This window comes from Burkholderia sp. PAMC 28687, from assembly GCF_001577465.1.
Taxonomy (GTDB): Bacteria; Pseudomonadota; Gammaproteobacteria; order Burkholderiales; family Burkholderiaceae; genus Caballeronia.
In genome coordinates this window covers 2,500,682-2,520,395 of record NZ_CP014505.1, presented here as the reverse complement: position 1 = coordinate 2,520,395, position 19,714 = coordinate 2,500,682, and the positions used below count along the sequence as shown (strand labels likewise).

14 protein-coding genes are annotated in these 19,714 nt (G+C 59.7%); 11 read left to right on the top strand and 3 right to left on the bottom strand.

Features of this window, described 5'->3' with window-relative positions; translation table 11 throughout:
• The first annotated feature begins 250 nt into the window (after positions 1-250).
• From AX768_RS11685 to AX768_RS11645, 9 genes are all read left to right on the top strand, one after another.
• A complete protein-coding gene (locus tag AX768_RS11685) occupies positions 251-1,252 on the top strand; it encodes a GlxA family transcriptional regulator (RefSeq protein ID WP_062000096.1) in 1,002 nt (333 codons plus the stop codon).
• Between the two features lie 126 nt (positions 1,253-1,378).
• On the top strand, positions 1,379-2,893 hold the full coding sequence (locus AX768_RS11680; protein ID WP_062000095.1) for a mannose-1-phosphate guanylyltransferase/mannose-6-phosphate isomerase: 1,515 nt from the start codon (positions 1,379-1,381) through the stop codon (positions 2,891-2,893).
• Between the two features lie 44 nt (positions 2,894-2,937).
• A complete protein-coding gene (locus AX768_RS11675; protein ID WP_062000094.1) occupies positions 2,938-4,314 on the top strand; it encodes an undecaprenyl-phosphate glucose phosphotransferase in 1,377 nt (458 codons plus the stop codon).
• 16 nt (positions 4,315-4,330) lie between these two features.
• Positions 4,331-5,512: a polysaccharide biosynthesis/export family protein gene (locus AX768_RS11670; protein ID WP_082778812.1), complete on the top strand. Its 1,182-nt coding sequence runs from the start codon at positions 4,331-4,333 to the stop codon at positions 5,510-5,512.
• Between the two features lie 87 nt (positions 5,513-5,599).
• On the top strand, positions 5,600-7,831 hold the full coding sequence (locus AX768_RS11665; RefSeq protein WP_062000093.1) for a polysaccharide biosynthesis tyrosine autokinase: 2,232 nt from the start codon (positions 5,600-5,602) through the stop codon (positions 7,829-7,831).
• A gap of 70 nt (positions 7,832-7,901) precedes the next feature.
• Positions 7,902-9,020 (top strand): GDP-mannose 4,6-dehydratase, encoded by a 1,119-nt coding sequence (gmd, locus tag AX768_RS11660; RefSeq protein WP_062000092.1) that lies wholly within the window; start codon positions 7,902-7,904, stop codon positions 9,018-9,020.
• Between the two features lie 7 nt (positions 9,021-9,027).
• Positions 9,028-9,984, top strand: coding sequence for a GDP-L-fucose synthase (gene fcl / locus AX768_RS11655; protein ID WP_062000091.1), 957 nt, complete (start codon positions 9,028-9,030; stop codon positions 9,982-9,984).
• Between the two features lie 57 nt (positions 9,985-10,041).
• Entirely contained in the window at positions 10,042-11,184 is a 1,143-nt protein-coding gene (locus AX768_RS11650) for a glycosyltransferase family 4 protein (RefSeq protein ID WP_062000090.1), read from the top strand.
• 150 nt (positions 11,185-11,334) lie between these two features.
• Positions 11,335-12,669, top strand: coding sequence for a glycosyltransferase WbuB (locus AX768_RS11645; protein WP_062000089.1), 1,335 nt, complete (start codon positions 11,335-11,337; stop codon positions 12,667-12,669).
• Positions 12,670-12,744: 75 nt separating this feature from the next.
• Here the strand turns inward: AX768_RS11645 and AX768_RS11640 are convergent, their stop codons facing one another.
• Positions 12,745-13,209: a hypothetical protein gene (locus tag AX768_RS11640; protein ID WP_155524230.1), complete on the bottom strand. Its 465-nt coding sequence runs from the start codon at positions 13,207-13,209 to the stop codon at positions 12,745-12,747.
• A gap of 249 nt (positions 13,210-13,458) precedes the next feature.
• Between AX768_RS11640 and AX768_RS11635 the strand changes: the two genes are divergently transcribed.
• Both AX768_RS11635 and AX768_RS11630 read left to right on the top strand, forming a co-directional pair.
• Positions 13,459-14,097 (top strand): DapH/DapD/GlmU-related protein, encoded by a 639-nt coding sequence (locus AX768_RS11635; protein ID WP_062000087.1) that lies wholly within the window; start codon positions 13,459-13,461, stop codon positions 14,095-14,097.
• A 377-nt stretch (positions 14,098-14,474) separates the two neighbouring features.
• Positions 14,475-16,214, top strand: a complete 1,740-nt coding sequence (locus AX768_RS11630; RefSeq protein ID WP_062000086.1) for a GMC oxidoreductase — start codon at positions 14,475-14,477, stop codon at positions 16,212-16,214.
• Between the two features lie 499 nt (positions 16,215-16,713).
• Here the strand turns inward: AX768_RS11630 and AX768_RS11625 are convergent, their stop codons facing one another.
• Positions 16,714-17,907: a glycosyltransferase gene (locus AX768_RS11625; protein WP_062000085.1), complete on the bottom strand. Its 1,194-nt coding sequence runs from the start codon at positions 17,905-17,907 to the stop codon at positions 16,714-16,716.
• 52 nt (positions 17,908-17,959) lie between these two features.
• Positions 17,960-19,408 carry a hypothetical protein gene (locus tag AX768_RS11620; protein WP_062167433.1) on the bottom strand — a complete coding sequence of 483 codons (1,449 nt, stop codon included), beginning with the start codon at positions 19,406-19,408 and terminating at the stop codon, positions 17,960-17,962.
• Positions 19,409-19,714 lie beyond the last annotated feature (306 nt).

Genomic DNA, 19,714 nt, shown 5'->3' with positions numbered 1-19,714 from the left:
CCCATTCGAAATCAAATCGCCCCCAGCCCATTTCGTTGTGTTTGAAACGAACGGCCGTATTGGAAAAGGGGTGAATGATGGCCAGCGCACGCATTGAAAGGATTTGAATGGCGACGCCGGAATTTTTCCGCCAACATCTCGCTACTTTCAGTCACGACAACCTAATAAAACTTGAGGGTGTCTATGATGCACCGCAATGAGAACGCACTATCCAATCATGTTGGATTCAACAAGTTCGCAGGGGAATGCCATGCCTTACGCCAGTCTTGAACCCGCCGTAATGGGCTGGCTGCAACCGGCTCCCAGAAGCACGCAAGCCGAGATCCGCCGCATCGCGATCCTGTTGTACGACGGATTCTCGCTGCTCGGCGCCGGTATCGTCGCTGAGGTCTTTCATGTCGCAAACGAGCTGGCGGTCCTGAAAGCCCGGAACGACTGGAACTACGACGTACGTTTCCTTTCCGTCGAAGGCGGCAACGTAGCGTGTTCGTCGTCGGTACGCGTCTGGACCGACGGGCTCGACGCGCGTCATTACGGCGGCTTCGACGCATTGTTCGTGGCCGGCGGCAAGGGCGCGGACAACGCAGCGGGCGATGAACGCATCGTTGAATGGCTGCGTCGCGTTCATTCGAAAACCACCGTGGTCAAGTCGATTGCAGAAGGGCGCAAGGTGCTCGACGCAGCCGGCATTGGTCACGCGGCGGAATCGCAAATCCGCATCGGACATTCGATGATGAACGCAGTTCGCGAAGAGCAGGCAAGCGAAGCCGGTGATCGCTATGAATCCATGAAGGGCGCGCTGCTGATGATCAAGCGCGATCTGGGTGTGGACGTGGCGCGCGGAGTTGCCGAACGTTTGATGCCGGGCTCGGCTTCAAAGCTGGTGCCGTTACTCGGCGACAGCGGCACGGCTTCGGCCGGCGACAAGATTCGCGCGGCTGCCCGCTGGCTGCAGGACAACTGCGAACGGCCGATCTCGGTGGTCGACGCCGCGCAAGTGGCGGCCATGAGCGAGCGCAATTTCCTGCGCCGTTTCAAGATCGAGATGGGCATCACGCCGTCGGACTATCTGCTGCAGGCGCGCCTTGCCGTGACGTGTACGTTGCTGACCGACTCCGAACTGCCGGTCGACAAGATCGCGCGCCGCAGCGGCATGGGCAACGGCGATCGGCTCGCCAAGATCTTCCGCAAGCGCCTTCTCATTTCACCTACCGAATACCGGATGCAAAGCCGCCGCGACGCGGGCGTCTGATCAGACATAGGCCATAGACGTGCAGGACGGCCCGAACCGGGCCGCGCCGAATCATCGGTGCAGCGAGCGCAATCATAATGCGCAGCTTCACCCGGGGAAGACGTTCAAGAAGATAGGATTACTAAAATGAACACGAAGGTGAGGCAGGGAGAAGGAGACGTAGTCACGGGCGCCGAAGGATTGCCAGCTGACTGCCGGCGTCTCGTTCAGGTGGTCCTGGCAGGCGGCTCAGGCACGCGCTTGTGGCCCGTATCGCGCGAAAACTTTCCAAAGCAACTCATTGGCGTTGTAGGCGCCGAGTCCTTGCTGCAAGCAACCGTATTGCGCATGAAGGGTTTTCCCGCTGCATGGGACGTCGCCGCGGAACCTGTGATCGTATGCGGCGAAGAACATCGCTTTGCCACGGCTGAACAGGTTCGCGACAGCGGCGCGAGCGCGCGGATCGTGGTTGAACCTGCGCGCCGCGATACGGCGCCCGCACTCACGCTCGCAGCGCTCACCGCTTGCGCCGACGGCCAGGACGCGATCCTCGTTGCCATGCCTGCCGATCACGCGATTGCAGACGTGCCGGCACTGCATGCCGCCATCGATACCGCCGCGCGTCACGCGCAAGCCGGCGAGATCGCCACGCTCGGGATTCCGCCAACACGACCGGACACCGGCTTCGGCTACATCCGTCTGGGCGACGCGCTGAAAGACGGCGCGCATCGCATCGACCGTTTTGTCGAGAAGCCGGCAGCCGAACTCGCCGCGCAATACGTCGCATCCGGTAATTTCTGGTGGAACAGCGGCATCTTCATTGTGCGTGCATCGGTATGGCTTGCCGCTCTGGAAAAGCTCCAGCCGGAGATGTACGCGGCATGTGTCTTGTCGCACGAACAAGCGATTAACACTGACGAATACTTGCGTCCATGTGCTGCATCGTTTCAGAAATCGCCATGTGACTCCATCGATTACGCGGTGATGGAGCATCTTGGCAAGCCCGATTCGCCTTTCATGGGTGTGGTCGTGCCGCTTCAAGCTGGCTGGTCCGATCTCGGCTCATGGGATGCGGTCTGGGATGCGATGGACAAGGACGAGGAAGGCAACGCGTCAAGCGGCCGGGTGTTGTTCGAAGGATCGACCGCGAGTTATGCGCGTTCGGAAGGCGGCAGGCTGGTCGCGTGTGTCGGGACGAACAACCTGATCGTGGTCGAGACCGATGACGCTGTTCTTGTGGCTGACCGCTCACGCGTTCAGGACATCAAGGGCCTCGTGTCGCGGATCAAGCGCGAGAAGGCGCCCGAAGCCGATACACACAGAAAGGTTCGCCGTCCCTGGGGTTTTTACGATTCCATCGACCATGGCGAGCGCTTCCAGGTTAAACGCATCGTGGTGAATCCGGGTGCGCGCCTGTCGCTGCAAATGCATCACCACCGCGCGGAGCATTGGATCGTTGTGAGTGGCACGGCCCTCGTGACGCGCGGAGAAGAAGAGTTTCTGCTGAGCGAAAACGAATCGACCTACATCCCGCTCGGTGTGCGTCATCGCCTGGAAAACCCGGGTCGCGTGCCGCTCGAAATCATTGAAGTGCAGTCAGGGACCTACCTCGGCGAAGACGACATCGTCAGATTTGACGACAAGTACGGCCGGTGCAGTTAATTAACCGTCAAGCGAAAGATTTGAGCGGTTCGGGGAGAATAAAAATGCGCGGAATGACCAACCTGCTGGCGAGAATGTTCGACGTCGCGATGATCGTGGCGGGTGCGCTCGTGGCTTCGCAAATCCGGTTCGACGATGTATCGCAACGCAGCTTTTATCTGGCGTTCGTGGCTTTCGCAGCGGCGTTTTCGCTTGCCGTGTTTCCCGCGCTGGGCGTGTACGAATCATGGCGCGGCCGCTCGAAGAGTGCGCTCGCCGGACAGGTCGCGCTGAGCTGGCTCATCGTGCAGGCTTGCGCGATGGTGCTGATGTTCTCGCTTCACCGCATCGACTTCGTGTCGCGTCTCTGGTTCGTGTACTGGACCGGGCTGGCGGGTGCCGGAATGATCGCGGGCCGCATGGTGACCCATACGGTGCTCGGCCGGGTTCGCAACGCGGGGCTGAATCTGAAGCAGGTGGCGGTTGCAGGCTGCGGCGATCATTGCGACGAGATCGTCCGCAAGATCGACCTGGCGCCGGCCGCTGGTTTTCGTGCGACGGCGGCCTACAACGTACAGACTGGCGCCAAGCTGAATACCCGCGTGCCGGTGTTCGAAGATCATGAAGCGTTCGCTAACTATGTCCGCACGCAGAACGTGGGCGAAGTATGGCTTGCGCTGCCGCTGACGGAAGAACGCACGATCCTCAAGCTCGTCGACGAATTCCGCAACGACCTTATCAATATCCGTTTCATGCCGGACGTCCGCACGCTTTCGCTGTTCGAAGGCAGCGTGACGAACCTGCTCGGCGTGCCGACCATCAACCTGGCTGCTTCGCCGTTGCCACCGAACGCGATGATGCAAAAAGAGATCTTCGATCGCGTGTTCGCAGCAGCAGCACTGATTGCCGTAGCGCCGGTGATGATCGCCTGCGCGGTCGCCGTCAAGATCAGTTCGCGTGGCCCGGTGTTCTTCAAGCAGCGCAGAAAAGGCGCCGATGGCCGTGTCTTCAGCATCTACAAGTTCCGCTCCATGCGCATGCACGTGGAGAAAGAAGGGGAGTTGCGGCAGGCCACGCGCAACGATCCGCGCATCACCCGTGTTGGCGCGTTCCTGCGCCGCACGAGCCTCGACGAGTTGCCGCAATTCTTCAACGTGCTGCGCGGCGACATGTCGGTGGTGGGACCGCGTCCGCATGCACTCGAGCATGACGATCTTTATCAGAAAGTCGTATCGGGTTACATCCATCGGTACCGGATCAAGCCAGGCATCACCGGCTGGGCCCAGGTCAACGGATTTCGCGGCGAGACGGATCGCATCGAAAAAATGGAGGGACGGGTTGCACACGATTTGTACTACTTGGGTAACTGGTCGTTCGGACTTGATATGAAAATTATCTTTGCGACGATCTTCAAAGGTTTGCGCCACACCAACGCTTATTGAAGCAGGGGACGACAACATGAACAGCCAACAAATATCCGGTGCCACGGCGCCGAACAAAAACAGCCATGCCGTGCCTGGAACGCGTGTGGCCCTTTCCCTCGCGATCGCTGCGATGCTTTCTGCATGTTCGCTGGCTCCTGGCCAGCACATGATCGAACCGGCTGCATTGCCTGTCACGAGCGCCGACAACGGCGACGTGACGAGCGACATCCAGATTCCGATCAAGCAGATCGACCTGACGCTGATCCGTCAGATCCGCGCGGATCAGAAAAACATGGACAAGACGGCGAGCCAGCTCGGTCTCTTCGCGAAGGCAACCGGCTACAAGCTGGGACCGGGCGACGTACTGCAGATCACGGTATGGGATCACCCCGAACTCGCGGCAGCAGTCGGCCAGCCTGCGCAGAACACCAAGACGTCGGATGCGGCGCCTGGCTTCGTGGTGGACGGCGAAGGCAACGTGCAGTTTCCGTATGTGAACCGTTCAATCCACGCATCGGGCAAGACTGCCGAGCAGATTCAGCGTGAGATCTATGGCGAGCTGAGCAAGGTATTCGTGAAGCCGCAAGTCACGGTTCGCGTGGCTTCGTTCCGGTCGTCGCAGGTTTATGTGGATGGTGATGTGCGTGCACCTGGCGCGCAGACCGTCAACGACATTCCGATGACACTCACCGAAGCAGTGAACCGCGCCGGTGGTTTCGCACCGACGGCTGACCAGAGCCGCGTGACGATCACGCGCAACGGCACGGCCTACCCGGTGAACGTTGCGCAGATGATGAAGAACGGCAAGAACCCCGCTGACATCATGCTGCAGCCGGGCGACATGCTGCATGTGGATGCACGCGAAGACAACACGGTCTACGTGATGGGCGAAGTGAACAAGCCGTCACCTGTACCGCCGCTGCGTGACGGCACGCTCACGCTTGCCGAAGCACTTGCACAAGCGGGTCAGTTGAACCAGGAAACGTCGAATCCGAAGCAGCTTTTCGTGCTGCGCTCGACAGCGGGGGACACGCCGGTGATTTATCGCCTCGATGCCCGTTCGCCGGTTTCCATGCTGCTCGCGAATCAGTTCCCGCTGGAGTCGAAAGACATTGTCTATGTCGATAACAGCGGCCTGGTCCGTGCAAACCGCGTGCTGAATCTGTTCCTGCCGGCAATCAACGCGGGCCTGACTGCCGCGATCGTTACCAAGTAGTTATTGAAGCTGTGTCCGGCGCCGTCCTTTTCAAAGGCGCCGGCGCGTTTCGTTTGATCGTCCGATCGTTTGAGTGAGCGACAAAAAATGGCCATCAATTTTGAAAACCGCTATGCGGATGTAGTGTCGACGGGGGACGAGCTGCGCTTGTCCGATTACCTGGCGGCCATCTTGGGGAGCTGGCGGATCATCGTTATGGTCACGCTCGCAGTGCTGCTGCTCGGCACGGCCTACGCGTTCATTGCGCCGCCGGTGTATCGCGCCGACGCAATGATCCAGGTCACTGAAAGCCAGGCAGGTGCCAACAACAATAACAATGCGAACGCGGTGCAAACCGTTTCGCAGATGTTCGACGCGAAGTCGACGACCGCTGCCGAAATCGAGCTTCTGCGCTCGCGGCTCGTGGTCGAGGACACGGTCAACAAGCTGCATCTGGATATCACGGCACGTCCGCGTTATTTCCCGATTGTCGGCGGGCTGATTGGCGACGTTCTCGGCGCACGCAATGGCCAGGCGCCGGTGAGCTGGCTGTCGGGCTTCGCGTGGGGCAATGAAAGCATCTCGGTGCCGAAGTTCGACACGCCGAAAGAAGCGTACGACAAGACATACATCCTGACGGCAGGCGAAGGCGGCAGTTACGTCCTTAGCGATCCTGATGGCATTGCCATCCTGAACGGCAAGGTCGGCCAGGAAGCGAACGGTTCGAGCGCACTCGGTCCGGTGAGTCTGCTTGTCGAACAAATGACGGGTGAGCCGGGCGCGAAGTTCGAACTGACGCGTGCATCGACGCTCGGCACGGTAGACGCCTTGCAAAAGCGCCTCACGGTCGCAGAGACGACGCTGCAGTCGGGAATCATCGCGTTGAGCCTCGAAGGTCATGACGCGAAGCTGACGTCGGCGATCGTGAACAACATCGCACGCCGCTTCGTCCAGCAGGACATGGATACGCGTTCCGCTGAAGCCGGCAAGACCCTTGCGTTCCTCGAGCAACAACTGCCGGAACTGCGTACGCAACTGGACCAGGCCGAGCAGAAGTACAACAACTTCCGTAACAAGCAAGGCACGGTCGATCTCGGCGAAGAAAGCCGTTTGCTGCTGCAGCAAGTCGTCGACAACAAGACGAAGCTGATGGACCTGCAACAGCAACGCGCAGAACTGTCGCAGCGCTTCACGGCGAACCATCCGTCGGTGGCCGCGCTCGATGCACAGATCGGTGCACTGCAAGCCGCGCAAGGTTCGCTGACCAAGAACGTTTCCGTGCTGCCGGATACCGAGCAGACCGCGCTGCGTCTCTTGCGTGATGTCCGCGTGAATACCGAGCTTTACACGAACCTGCTCAACAGCGCGCAGCAGTTGCGCGTCGCCAAGGCCGGTCAAGTGGGCAACGTGCGTGTGGTGGACTTCGCCGAAGCCGCTGATGATCCTGTTCGTCCGAAGCGTCTGATCGTGATTTTGATCAGCCTGGGTACGGGACTGTTGCTTGGCATCATCGTGGCGTTCGTTCGCAAGTCGCTGTTCGGCGGCGTGGAACGTCCGGAAGAAATTGAAAACCGTCTGGGCGTGCGTGTGTTCGCCATCGTTCCGCGCAGCAACCAGCAGCTTCGCCTGCAGCAGAAGGTCGGTTCGCGTAGCCAAGGCCTGCACGTGCTTGCCGCGACATCGCCGGAAGATGCTGCGGTTGAAGGCATTCGCGGCTTGCGCACCTCGCTGCAACTGCAAATGGCCGATGCCCGCAACAACGTGGTGATGCTCACGGGTTCGCGTCCTGACGCCGGCAAGTCGTTCCTCTCGGTCAACCTGGCGACGCTGGTTGCATCGACACGCAAACGCGTATTGCTGATCGACGGCGACATGCGCCGCGGCGACGTTCACTCGCACTTTGGCGTGCGTCATATGCCGGGTCTGTCGGACGTGCTGATGGGTTCGGATATCGAAGCGGCCGTGCTGCATGACGTGCTGCCGGGCGTGGACTTGCTGACCAAGGGTTCGCTGCCGTCGCATCCGTCGGAACTGCTGATGAGCGACCGCATGCACGAAGTGCTCGAATTCCTGAAGCACCAGTACGACCTCGTGATCATCGATACCCCGCCGGTTCTCGCGGTCACAGACGCGACCGTGATCGGCAAGCATGCCGGCACGAGCCTGCTGGTGGTGCGCCATGGCCGCAACCAGGTTGAAGAAATCGGAGAAACCATGAAGCGCCTGAAGCATGGTGGCGTGAACATGAAGGGTGTGCTTCTCACCGACGTGCCGCAATCGAAACTGATGTCAGGCAGTTCATATACCAACTACTACGGCTACGAGAGCATCCCTGAGTGATGCCCTGGACACGTTGACGCCGCGGCGCGCGGGACGCGCCACTTTCACTGAGAAAGACGAGAGGCACAAGATGAAACACAAGGTCGCTTTGATCACCGGCGTGACGGGACAGGATGGGTCCTACCTGGCTCAGCTCTTGTTGGAAAAAGGCTATGAGGTACACGGCATCAAGCGCCGGAGTTCGCTCTTCAATACGGATCGCATCGACCATCTCTACAGCGACCCGCATGAGGACGGCCCGAAGCTGGTGCTGCACCACGGGGACCTGACGGATACCTCGAGCATCATGCATATCGTGCAGCGCACCGAGCCCGACGAGATCTACAACCTGGGCGCACAGAGCCACGTGCAGGTGTCGTTCGAAGAGCCCGAGTACACCGCGAATGCCGATGGTCTGGGTGCATTGCGTATCCTCGAAGCGGTCCGCATCCTGGGCATGGAGAAGAAAGCGCGCTTTTATCAGGCATCGACGTCCGAGCTCTATGGCCTCGTGCAGGAATCGCCGCAGCGCGAAACCACGCCGTTCTATCCGCGTAGCCCGTATGCCGCTGCGAAGCTGTATGCGTACTGGATGACGGTGAATTATCGCGAAGCGTATGGCATGTACGCGTGCAACGGCATCTTGTTCAATCACGAGTCGCCCGTGCGCGGCGAGACGTTCGTCACGCGCAAGATCACGCGCGCCATGGCGCGTATCGCAGTCGGCCTGCAGGAGAACATGTATCTCGGCAATCTCTCGGCGCTGCGCGACTGGGGTCATGCGCGCGACTATGTAGAGATGCAATGGCTGATGCTGCAGCAGGACAAGGCGGAAGACTTCGTGATCGCAACGGGCGAGCAGCACAGCGTGCGCGAGTTCGTGATTCAGGCGGCGGCCGAGCTTGGCGTGCATCTGCGCTTCGAAGGCAAGGGCGTGGATGAAGTCGGTATCGTCGACCGGGTTGAAGGGCGCGAAACCAAACTCGTCAAGGGTGATGTGATCGTCCGCGTCGATCCGCGTTATTTCCGTCCGACCGAAGTCGAAACCCTGCTTGGCGATCCTTCGAAGGCACACGCAAAACTTGGCTGGCGTCCCACTACGACCTTCTCCGCGCTCGTCAAGGAGATGGTTCGTTCGGATTACCAGATCGCACGGCGTGACGCCCTCGTCACGCTGGCCGGATTCAAAGCCCTTGAACACCACGAGTAAAAAAATCATGGACAAAAACGCACGCATTTTTGTAGCGGGTCATCGGGGCATGGTGGGTTCCGCGCTGGTGCGCCGGCTCACCGACGCAGGATACAAGAACATCATCACGCGAACGCGTTCGCAGCTCGACCTGACGGATCAGGTGGGTGTGAACATGTTCTTCGAGAAGGAGAGCATCGACGTGGTGATGCTCGCGGCCGCGAAGGTCGGCGGGATTCTTGCGAATTCGACGCTGCCGGCATCGTTCATTTACGAAAACCTCACGATCGAAACCAACGTGATCCATGCGGCATGCCGCTGGAATGTTTCGAAACTGGTCTTCTTTGGTTCGTCTTGTATCTACCCGAAAGCGTGTCCGCAGCCGATCAAGGAAGAGTACCTCCTGACCTCCGCGCTGGAACCGACCAACGAGGCGTATGCGATTGCGAAGATTGCAGGGTTGAAGCTTTGCGAGGCTTATAACCGCCAGTACGGTTGCAAGTTCATCTCGCTGATGCCGACCAACCTTTACGGTCCGAACGACAACTACGACCTGAAAAGCAGCCACGTATTGCCGGCGCTGATTCGCAAGGCGCACGAAGCGAAGCTCAATGGCGAAAGCACGCTGACGGTATGGGGTTCGGGTACGCCACGCCGTGAGTTCCTGCACGTGGATGACCTCGCGGACGCGTCTGTGTTCCTGATGGAAAGCGCGCACGAGGAAGGCGTGTTCAACGTGGGCGTGGGTGAAGACCTGTCGATTCGCGAACTCGCGGAAACGGTCTGCAGCGTTGTCGGCTTCGAGGGTGAACTCGTGTTCGACGCGACCAAGCCCGACGGCACGATGCGCAAGCTGCTTGATGTATCGAAGCTCGGCAACATGGGATGGCTTGCATCGACGGGGCTCGAGCAGGGCATTCGCGCGACCTACCAGGACTTCTTGCAGCACTACGAGGTGCTGAGCCAGCAGCCGGCTCACGCATGAGGCCGGCGGTGCCTCATGCCTCGTGAAGTACACGCTACTAATAGGGATAACTAGAACATGAACGCCAGGGTCACCATTTTCCACAATGTCGTCTGGTCGCGGCATAAAGGCGCGGTCTTGTCTGCGCTGCACAATATTTCAGGCTCGGGGTCGATCAAGTATTCGATGGTGCAGATCGCCGATACCGAACATGACCGTATCGGATTTTCGGACGTGGATTATTCGTTCCACAGCTATCCGATGCGCAAGCTCTACAACGGCTGTTATGAAGACGTTCCGACCTGGCGCATGACAGCGCGCCTTACGTGGGAAGTGCTGAAGGCGAAGACGGATCTGGTCGTGCTGCCGGGTTATCACCGCCCCGAATACTGGGCGATGATGGCGGCCTGCATTCTCACGGGCAAGCGCCGCGCCGTGTTCTGCGATTCCACGGGACGTGACCGGCCGCGCAAGATGCTTACGTCGATTCCGAAGCGCGTGTTCTTCTCGCTATGCGATGGTTATTTCGGCTTCGGGGAACGCAGCCGCGAATATCTGATGTCGCTTGGTGCAAAGCAGGAAAAGATTTTCATCCCGTGCCAGGCAGCAGCGTTGCCGCGTTCGTTCTCGCCTGAACGCGCGCTGGAGGACCGGATGCATTACCGCGCGGGATCGAAGCCGGTGTTCGTCTACGTGGGACGGTTGTCGCCGGAGAAGGGCATTGGCACGCTGATCGACGCGTTCCGCGGCTTGAAAGAACGTATTCCCGATGCATCGCTGCGCATTGTCGGCACTGGTCCAATGGGCGACGAACTCAAGGCCAAGGTCGCGGACATGAGCATGACGGATTCGATCACGTTCCTCGGCAGCTTGCAGGACGAGCCGCTTTCGATCGAATACTTCGGCGCGACGTGCATGGTTTTGCCGAGCATGAGCGAACCGTGGGGTCTCGTTGTCAACGAGGCGTTGAGCCATGGTTGTCCGTCGATTGTGAGCGAGAGCTGCGGCTGCGTGCCGGAACTCGTGATCGATGGTGTATCGGGTTATGCATTCCCTGCCGGTGACGTACCGGCTTTGCAACGCACGATGCTCAAGTCCATAGAAGCATTCGCCGATACCGCAGGTTCGGCGAGGCGCTGTATGGATGTGATCCAGCGTTTCGACCCGCCGTCCGCGGCCGCAAACATTGCAAGGGGCTGCGCGATGATGCTCAGCGACTGACTGCGCCATCCGCTTCCGGTTTCGACCCAACAACCAAGAGAGCCACACATGGTCGCCCCGGCGCGCACGCGCCGGAGCGAGTCCCGTGAGTGATGTCTGGCATAAATCCGTTTCGCCGGAGCGCGCTTGTCCGGCGGAAGTGGAGGCAAGATGAGAATCCTAATCTACGGGCTGAACTACGCGCCCGAGCTGACGGGTACGGGAAAGTACACTGCCGAGATGGCGGAGACGCTGCAGCAGCACGGCCACGAGGTTCGTGTGGTATGCGCGCCTCCGTATTATCCGGAATGGAAAATCGCCAAGGGTTTTTCGGCGTGGCGCAATGCACGTGAAACGCGCAATCACGTGCGGATCTGGCGTGCGCCGTTATGGGTGCCTGCTCACCCGAGTGGCTTGAAGCGGATGATTCATCTTGCATCGTTTGCGGCGGCTTCGTTGCCTGCGCTTTTGAAGCAGGCAAGGTGGCGTCCCGATGTGGTGATGACGATTGCGCCGACCATGCTCAACGCGCCCGCCGCATTGATGCTCGCGAAAATGACGGGCGCTCATTCGTGGCTGCACATTCAGGATTTCGAAGTCGATGCTGCGTTCGATCTTGGCTTGCTCAAGAGCGAACGCGCGGGCCGGATCGCACGGTTCCTGGAGCGCGCGATCCTGTGCCGCTTCGACATGGTATCGACGATCTCCGACAAGATGATCGAGCGCGCGATGACGAAGGGCGTGTTGTCATCGAAGATGTTCCGTTTGCCGAACTGGGTGGACATCAGCGCGATCTATCCGTTGCAACGTGCGAACAAGTTTCGCGACGAGCTCGCCATTCCCGAGAACGCCAAGGTCGTTCTGTACGCGGGCAACATGGGGTCGAAGCAAGGCATAGAAGTGCTTGCGGGCGCGGCGCACGCGCTGGCTGGACGCGAGGACATCACGTTCGTCTTTTGCGGCAACGGTGCGACCAAGGCTGACCTGGAGAAATCCTGCGAGAACCTGAGCAACTGCAGGTTCATTGCGCTGCAGCCGGTCGAACGCCTGAACGAACTGCTCAATCTCGCCGATATCCACGTGCTCCCGCAACGCGGCGATGCGGCAGATCTCGTGATGCCGTCCAAGCTCACGGGCATGTTCGCGAGTGGGCGCGTTGTAATTGCAATGGCTCGCCCGGGAACCGAATTGCATAACGTGGTTTCATCGCGTGGTGTGGTCGTGCCGCCCGAGAATGTCGATGCGCTGGCTGCCGCGATCGAATCGCTGGTGGCCAACCCGGAGCAACGTGCAGCGCTCGGCGCAGAGGGCCGGGTGTTTGCGGAACTGCATCTGTCGCCGGCGTGGGTGCTCGGACGGCTCGACGACAAGTTGCGCACGCTCCGGGGAGAACGTGCCGGCGTGCGGACGGTGGAGCGCAAGGACGTCAAGACGGGAAATTCAGGGGTTACCGCACCCAAGGCGAGTGCCGCGGTGAAGCTCGTGGAGATCGAGAAGATCGATTGATGTATGCCGGATTTTCAAGCCGCCCGATGCATGTTTGCCGGGCGGCTTTTTTATTTGCTGCGGGTATGTTCGTCTTCAATACGGCGACTTGTAGATCTCCAATGGCTTGCGTGCAACCTTGACGCCGTTCGCGCCGTACACGGATTGTGCGGCGGTATCGGGCGTGGCGACGATCTTGCCGTTCGCGTCCTGTACCCGAGCGCCGCGTTTCATGACGACCGTGCCCGGCTTGACAAACGATGCATTGGTTTGCGCGGGGTCCGCATTGTTGTTCATCATGGTCTCGGCAGACGTGGTGGCGGTGCCCGCTTTCGCGCCGTTTTTCGCGCCGTTGCCATTTGCGTTCGGCGCCTGGCCGTAGGGATCGGCATACCCGGCATACGATGACGGGCCCCCCAGCAGCTTGTCTTCGGCCGCGTAGTCACGCGTGCCGGCGTCGCCGGCAGCTGCATGCGCGGTCGGCAAAGCGGACCACGCTGCACCAGCGAGAAGCATGGCCAATACGCGTTGACCCGTTAGCCTGCGAATAGATGATTTCATGACGCACTCCGATGTATCGCTCAAGATGAAGTAGATTGTTATCCCAAACTTGCAGCGCTGTATAGCGGCCGGCACCCCTTGTTTCAAGGTAGCAAATCTTTCGCTTTCCGGTCATGCAGATGCCGCCAAAAGTCTTTCCCTTGCGGCCATTAGTGGGCTGGCGCACCAGAACAACAAGACGCATCGACCATAATCGTTTCATGCGGTGCTGCAATGCACTCACCGCTACGGGCTCGGGGGCCGGCAAACATGCACAGAACAATCGACGAACATTGCATCGAAGAAGATATTGCTGAAGAGGGCATTCGCCATGCTTCAGCAGGGGCGGCCGTAAGCAACGCCCGTGTCATCGACCTGAGCCTGGCGGGCAAGGGCAACTACGTCGCGAAACGCGGCGCATTGACGGAAGTCGTGTGGTTCTTCCTCGAAGCCGCGATCATCAACAACAAGTTCATACCGGTATCCGCCGTACGCGTCTGGCTGCTGCGCCGCTTTGGCGCGCGCATTGGCGCCGGATGCCGCATGCCGCATCCGATCCGTGTGAAGGCGCCGTGGAATCTGGAAGTGGGCGACAACTGCTGGTTCGGCGTGAACGCCTGGATCTACAACCAGACTTCGATTCGCATTGGCTCGAATGTCTGCATCTCACAAGACGCATTTCTCACGACCGGCTCACACGATCTCGCGACGAACATGGATTTGCATGTCAAGCCGATCGTGATCGAGGACGGTGTGTGGATCACATCGAAATGCGTCGTACAAATGGGTGTGACCATCGGCCGCTCGACAGTGGTGACGCCGCTGTCAGTGGTACATCGGTCGCTTGAAGCAGAAGGTGTGTATGGCGGCAATCCGGTACGGTTTATCAGGAAACGTTTCACCGCCTGAGCTAAAACGGGGCCGTATTCATACAGGGTTTCATTCGCAATGTGCCGCGCGCGCAGACCAGCGCGCTTGGCCGCATGTGCCTTTATCTTGGCGGGTAACGAAGCGCGCGTCCTACGACTATTACACGCAGGTAAGACTGGCTGATAACGCTGGTCGATCTGGCTGGGATGATCTCCAGACTGCATGTGGACTGTTCGGACTCGCGTGATGTTTCGTTAGATGAAAGATGGCCGGGTTCTGTCCGGCGCCGGCGGTACAGCGGTACAGCGGACCGCGCGACGCGCTACGGCAGCGAAGCGTTTCTATAACGGGTGGCGACAGCGGATAAGCCGGCAAGACGATTTGGCGAAGCGCTGCACACGAGAGGGAGCACGGGGATGTTCATTGACAGCCGGAATGTAGAGCAGAACGCGGTAGTGAAGACGACCGTCTGCATCATCGGGGCAGGGGTCGCGGGGATCACGCTTGCGCTCGAGTTGGATAAGCAAGGCGTCGATACCGTCCTGCTGGAAAGCGGTGGGTACAAGCCGGACGACGCCACGCGCGATTTGTATCGCGGCGAGAACGTAGGTATTCCTTATACGTATGCCGACGGCAGCCGCAGCCGCTTTCTTGGCGGCAGCAGCAATTGCTGGGGCGGCTGGTGCCGTCCGCTCGACTCGTGGGACTTCGAAAAACGCGATTGGGTGAAGGATAGCGGCTGGCCATTCGGACTCGACGAGTTGCGTCCTTACTATGCCCGCACGCATGCGTTGCTCAAGCTCGGCGAAAACAATTTCGACCCGGCGTACTGGGAAGCGGCCATCGGCCGTGACGATGTGAAGCGTCATCCGCTGCCAAGCGGCACGATCCGCGACACGATCTCCCAGTTCAGCCCGCCGGTGCGCTTTGGCAAGGTGTACAAGGCCGTGCTCGGCGAGTCGTCGCATGTGCGCGTGTTTCTCAACGCGAACGCGATGAACATCGGCACCGACAGCGAAGCGAGGCATGTTTCGCAGATCGATGTCGGCACGTTGAGCGGCCGGCGGTTTTCTGTCTCCGCGAAGATCTTCATCCTGGCGACGGGTGGTATCGAGAATGCGCGGTTGCTGCTTGCGTCGAACAAGGTGCAGGCGGAAGGGCTCGGGAACGGCAACGATGTGGTCGGCCGCTACTTCATGGACCATCCGCGCACCATGCAGGGCAGCATCAAGTTCAAGAAGCCGTGGGCGCGCAACAAGCTCTACGACATCAAGTATCACTATCAGAATGCATCGGTGTCGGCGCATGGACAGTTCATCTCGTCCCAGTTCGCATTGACGCAAAAGGTGCTCGAGCGCGAGCGTTTGCTCAATGCGCGCGTGTGGTTCTACTCGGTGTTTCGCGGCGAGAACACGGAAGGCGCTGAAGCGTTGATCCGATGCAAGCAGGCCGTCTTGCAAAAGGATCAGCCTGGCTGGAGTTTTTCGCAGGACCTGCTGACCATGGCGTCGCATCCTGTGGACACTGCGTGCTTCGGTCTTGCGCGACTGTTGCAGCCGCGTCCGCTCATCACCGACGTCAAATTCCAGACGATCGTCGAGGCCGAGCCGAATCGCGACAGCCGTGTCACCTTGTCGTCGCAAAAAGATGCGCTGGGCATGAATCGCGTGAAGGTGGACTGGCAACTGACCGAGCTGGTCAAGCGCACGTTCGACCGTACCGTCACGCTGCTCGCGGAAGAAATGCAGCGCACGGGGGTGGCCGACGTGCAACTCGACGAGCCGCTGGAAGGCAAGCCGTGGCCGGCGCAACTGGAAGGCACGTGGCATCACATGGGCACGACCCGCATGCACGATTCGCCGAAGTACGGTGTGGTCGATCGCAATTGCCAGGTGCACGGCATGAGCAACTTGTTTGTGGCGGGCAGTTCGGTATTTCCCACGGTCGGGGCGAATTTCCCGACCATCACGATTGCAGCAATGACCTTGCGGCTGTCGGAACATATTCTGAAGGCGTTGCGGGGTGAAGTCTCGCCGCTGGCATCGGTGACATCGATTGGAGCGGGCGCCGAGCGCCGCGTGTCCGAAGAGTCGATGCCGTATGCCGCATCGAAACTGCATGCGCCTTCGGATCTTGCCTTCATGGCGAAGAAGTAGGGCGGCTTGTTTATCGGATAGGTTTGGTTGTTTTTATCCGGTATTCGTAGCCGATTTGAGGAACCCGCCGGTGGAGACATCGGCGGGTTTTCTTTTTGCTGGCGCTTTGGGGGGGCTGCGTTTTGGGCTTTCGCGCGGTGTTTGATGATGCTTGCGAAGGGGTTTTTGCTGCGGTCGGGGTCTATGCTGGGTTGCTGCTTTTCAGGTCTTCGCGCTTTTTGCTCTAACTGACTTTTTTAGCGCTTTTAGCCACTGTGCGTGGCGGCACTTCATTTCTTTTTCCAACGGCGAAAAAGAAACGAAGCAAAGAAAACGCCTCCCCACCAAGGGCACATAAGTGTCCCGAGCGTGCACGTTTAACTGTTTGGTACTTCAGAAGAACGCTCGACGCCGCAATCACCAACACTTGAACCCCTCCCCCTCCGAACCCCTACATCCACACGCTTCGCCACCAGTGGTCTCGGGCAAGTTCTTAAGGCTTCGGATTGTTGCGGCTCTTCTACGCGGTTTGTACGCGCTTCTGGAGGGGGCCGGCGTCTTCTCTTGCGCCTGTCTGCAAGACGCGCAGCAGGTCCTTCGACATGGCGTCGACGGTGAAGCGGCGGTGGAACGTGTCTTTCGCTTGCTCACGCATTGCGGCCGCTCGCGATAGGTCGAGTTCCAGCCATCGCGTAAGACTCGATACCGTTCCCTCTACCGTGTCGGTTGCAACGAAACCCGCGCCGTCTGCTTCCACCTCGCGCCAGATGTTGACCTTGTCAGAGATGAGCGCCGGCAAGCCGCAGCCCAATGCTTCAGCAACCGCTATGCCGAAGTTCTCCTGATGCGACGGCAGAACAAATGCATCGCTCGCCTGGAATGCACCCCACTTCATATCGCCAAGCAGCATGCCTGTCCATGTGATGCGGTTCGCTATGCCAAGCTCCGCTCCAAGTTTTTGCAGGGTCGGGGTCCAGTCGCCACCGTCCGGGCCGGCCATCACCAGATGCGCCGCCGGATCAATATCGCGGATCTGCGCGAATGCCTTGATCAGCAGATCACATCCCTTCTTCTCATGGATGCGACCGAGGAACAGCAACAGCCGCTTCTCCTTGAGCTCGGGATATGCGGCGAGGAATGCGTCGCGTACCGGCGCCGATGCTGCCGGCGGCGGGTTCGTACCGAATGCCACGACTTCTTCGTTCGCCTTGTACAAACGGAACGATTGCCGCGCGAGTACGCGTTCTTCTTCTGCCGTGAAAAGCACGCGTTTCGCGTCGCGTAGTACGCGATATTCCGCCCACGGCCAGTAGAGCGCCTTCTTCAAATGCTTGAGCGGGTAGGTGCGCTTGAACCACGGGTCCAGCATGCCATGCGGGAACACGTAGTACGGCACTTGCATGGCATGCAGCGCTTTCCATGCACCATAGCTGTGGTATTGCCACAAGCCGTTGATGATGACGGCATCGAAGCGCATAGCGTTTTGCTTGAGCCACGGCACGAGGTTCGGCGTCAGGCCGTAATTGCCCTTCGACGGGCCCAGCGCATGCACCGTCAGCGGGAACGCAGCGAGCCATGGTGCGGCGGGGTCATCGAGTGTGACGACTTCCACTTCGTGACCGAGCGCCGCCATGTTGACGCCGCTTTGACGCACGCCTTCGGTAGGACCTCCGGCACGCGGGTCGATAGTCGATAACAAATGCAGGATCTTCATGGCCAGGCGCGCTCGATGTTGAATCGTGTCATTGATAAAAGCCGCGTGAGCCTTATGCCGATGTAAAGCGCGACATCCCGTCACGACTTTCTTCCAGTGCGGACACATGGCCCGACGGATGCATCGGCATGGAGACGGGCGTGCCGGCAGGCGCCGGTGCGGGTGTTCCGGGACGGCGCTTCTTCGGCATGCCGCGTGAGGCCGCGAGTTCTGCGTTGCGTACTTTCATTGCGTATGAAAGGCGCGTGTAGGTCGCGACCAGCAAGCCGAGCGCAACGCCAAACACGAGACCCGAATAGCGCGGACCGAGTGGATTACCGCCAATGGAAGTCGCAGGCAATGCAGCCAGCAACAATAGCGAGCGTCCCATGACCGGCAGGTACAGCAGGTCGGGTGCGCGCCGGCGCCATGTGCGATACGCAAAGCCGCCGATCGCGAGTGCGAACAAGATCGCAAGCGGCATCCAGAGGCCGAACATCAGGCCGCCGGCAAACAGTTGATACACCCAGAAGTTGTGACCCGCGGCAAACTCGCGGATCGCATAGAAGTCCTTCTTGGAGAACTGGCCGGCAAGGTAGGGCAGGTAATCAGGCGAGTAGTGATACACCGCGCCATAGCCTCTGCCCGCGATCAACGCAGAAGGCGTCGATGTGACCTGGTCGTACTGGTCTTTCATTTCGGCCAGGCGGGTGATCGTGGTCGGATCGCGCCCGGACGTGGTCTCTTTCGATGCAAAGATGCGCTGCGTCCAGTGATCGGCGACTTCAGGGAAAAACGATGCAGCGCCTGCCGTCATCACAGCGATCAGCACGCCTGTCATGAGCGCGCGCATGCCTGCCCGAACCAGATGGCGCGGCGACGGCGCCGACAGCCAGGTCGCGAACATGAACAGCACGACAGTGCCGACCAGCAGGCTTCGCGTGACGCTCAGCAACTCGATCAGGATCGTGCCGAGGAAGATTGCAAGCGTGAATTTCGTAAAGCGTTTCGCAACGACGAACTGATGCAGGATGACACCCTGCAAACCAAGAAACGTCACCGATACGATCCGGTAGCGCACGTCATCGAGCGGACCGCCGCTCGTCACCATGCCGTACACGAAACTGAAAACGAGTGAAATGACCATCGACCAGAAGATCGCCTTTTCGAAGGCAGCAAGACGATCGCCTTCCCATGGCCGGCACGCAGCGAGATAACCAAGCAGGAACAGTCCGAAGGGCAGCAGGGTACGCAGGTAGTTGCCGAAGTCATTGCCTTGGAGGACTTGCGCCACGATGCTGCCGACCACCGTCATGATCGTGGCAGCCGTGATGATCGAGCGGAACCTCGAACGGCGTGTGAAGCTCGGTGCAATCAGCCAGAGCACGAGGCCCCCGGCCAGCACCGGCAGCGTCATGAGCACCTGTATCACGTGGCTTCCCGCGTCTTCCGCCGCTTTGTAGTCGAGCGACAGCGGGATTAGAAACAGCCAGATCCACAAGTTCGTATATTTGTTGCGCATGGCGGGTCTCTCTTCGACTCTCGGTTTTGAGGCTTCGCTTCAAGGCGCGGCTGATGAATTCGGGCTTGGGCGATGCAAAGCGGATTGGTCGGCCAAGGATGCGGCAACCATCGTGTTGCTTCCGTTGCATGTATCGCATAGCGTCATCGAAACCGCCGGAAGAATGCTGCATGAGTGCGCGAACGAACATTCGCTTGCGGCCCGGCTTCGGCGCACTCGATCGCATCGGTATCCCGCTTTGGCGCACATATACGACAGCCTGCAACCGCTCGCTGCGAATATAGCAGTGGCCGAATCGGCTGCATC

Bases quoted from the DNA above. Each gene is read 5' to 3' on its own strand.
- fcl (WP_062000091.1), top strand. From the start codon at position 9,028: ATGGACAAAAACGCACGCATTTTTGTAGCGGGTCATCGGGGCATGGTG.
- AX768_RS11645 (WP_062000089.1), top strand. From the start codon at position 11,335: ATGAGAATCCTAATCTACGGGCTGAACTACGCGCCCGAGCTGACGGGT.
- AX768_RS11650 (WP_062000090.1), top strand. From the start codon at position 10,042: ATGAACGCCAGGGTCACCATTTTCCACAATGTCGTCTGGTCGCGGCAT.
- AX768_RS11685 (WP_062000096.1), top strand. From the start codon at position 251: ATGCCTTACGCCAGTCTTGAACCCGCCGTAATGGGCTGGCTGCAACCG.
- AX768_RS11640 (WP_155524230.1), bottom strand. From the start codon at position 13,209: ATGAAATCATCTATTCGCAGGCTAACGGGTCAACGCGTATTGGCCATG.
- AX768_RS11675 (WP_062000094.1), top strand. From the start codon at position 2,938: ATGCGCGGAATGACCAACCTGCTGGCGAGAATGTTCGACGTCGCGATG.
- gmd (WP_062000092.1), top strand. From the start codon at position 7,902: ATGAAACACAAGGTCGCTTTGATCACCGGCGTGACGGGACAGGATGGG.
- AX768_RS11670 (WP_082778812.1), top strand. From the start codon at position 4,331: ATGAACAGCCAACAAATATCCGGTGCCACGGCGCCGAACAAAAACAGC.
- AX768_RS11635 (WP_062000087.1), top strand. From the start codon at position 13,459: ATGCACAGAACAATCGACGAACATTGCATCGAAGAAGATATTGCTGAA.
- AX768_RS11630 (WP_062000086.1), top strand. From the start codon at position 14,475: ATGTTCATTGACAGCCGGAATGTAGAGCAGAACGCGGTAGTGAAGACG.
- AX768_RS11680 (WP_062000095.1), top strand. From the start codon at position 1,379: ATGAACACGAAGGTGAGGCAGGGAGAAGGAGACGTAGTCACGGGCGCC.
- AX768_RS11665 (WP_062000093.1), top strand. From the start codon at position 5,600: ATGGCCATCAATTTTGAAAACCGCTATGCGGATGTAGTGTCGACGGGG.
- AX768_RS11620 (WP_062167433.1), bottom strand. From the start codon at position 19,408: ATGCGCAACAAATATACGAACTTGTGGATCTGGCTGTTTCTAATCCCG.
- AX768_RS11625 (WP_062000085.1), bottom strand. From the start codon at position 17,907: ATGAAGATCCTGCATTTGTTATCGACTATCGACCCGCGTGCCGGAGGT.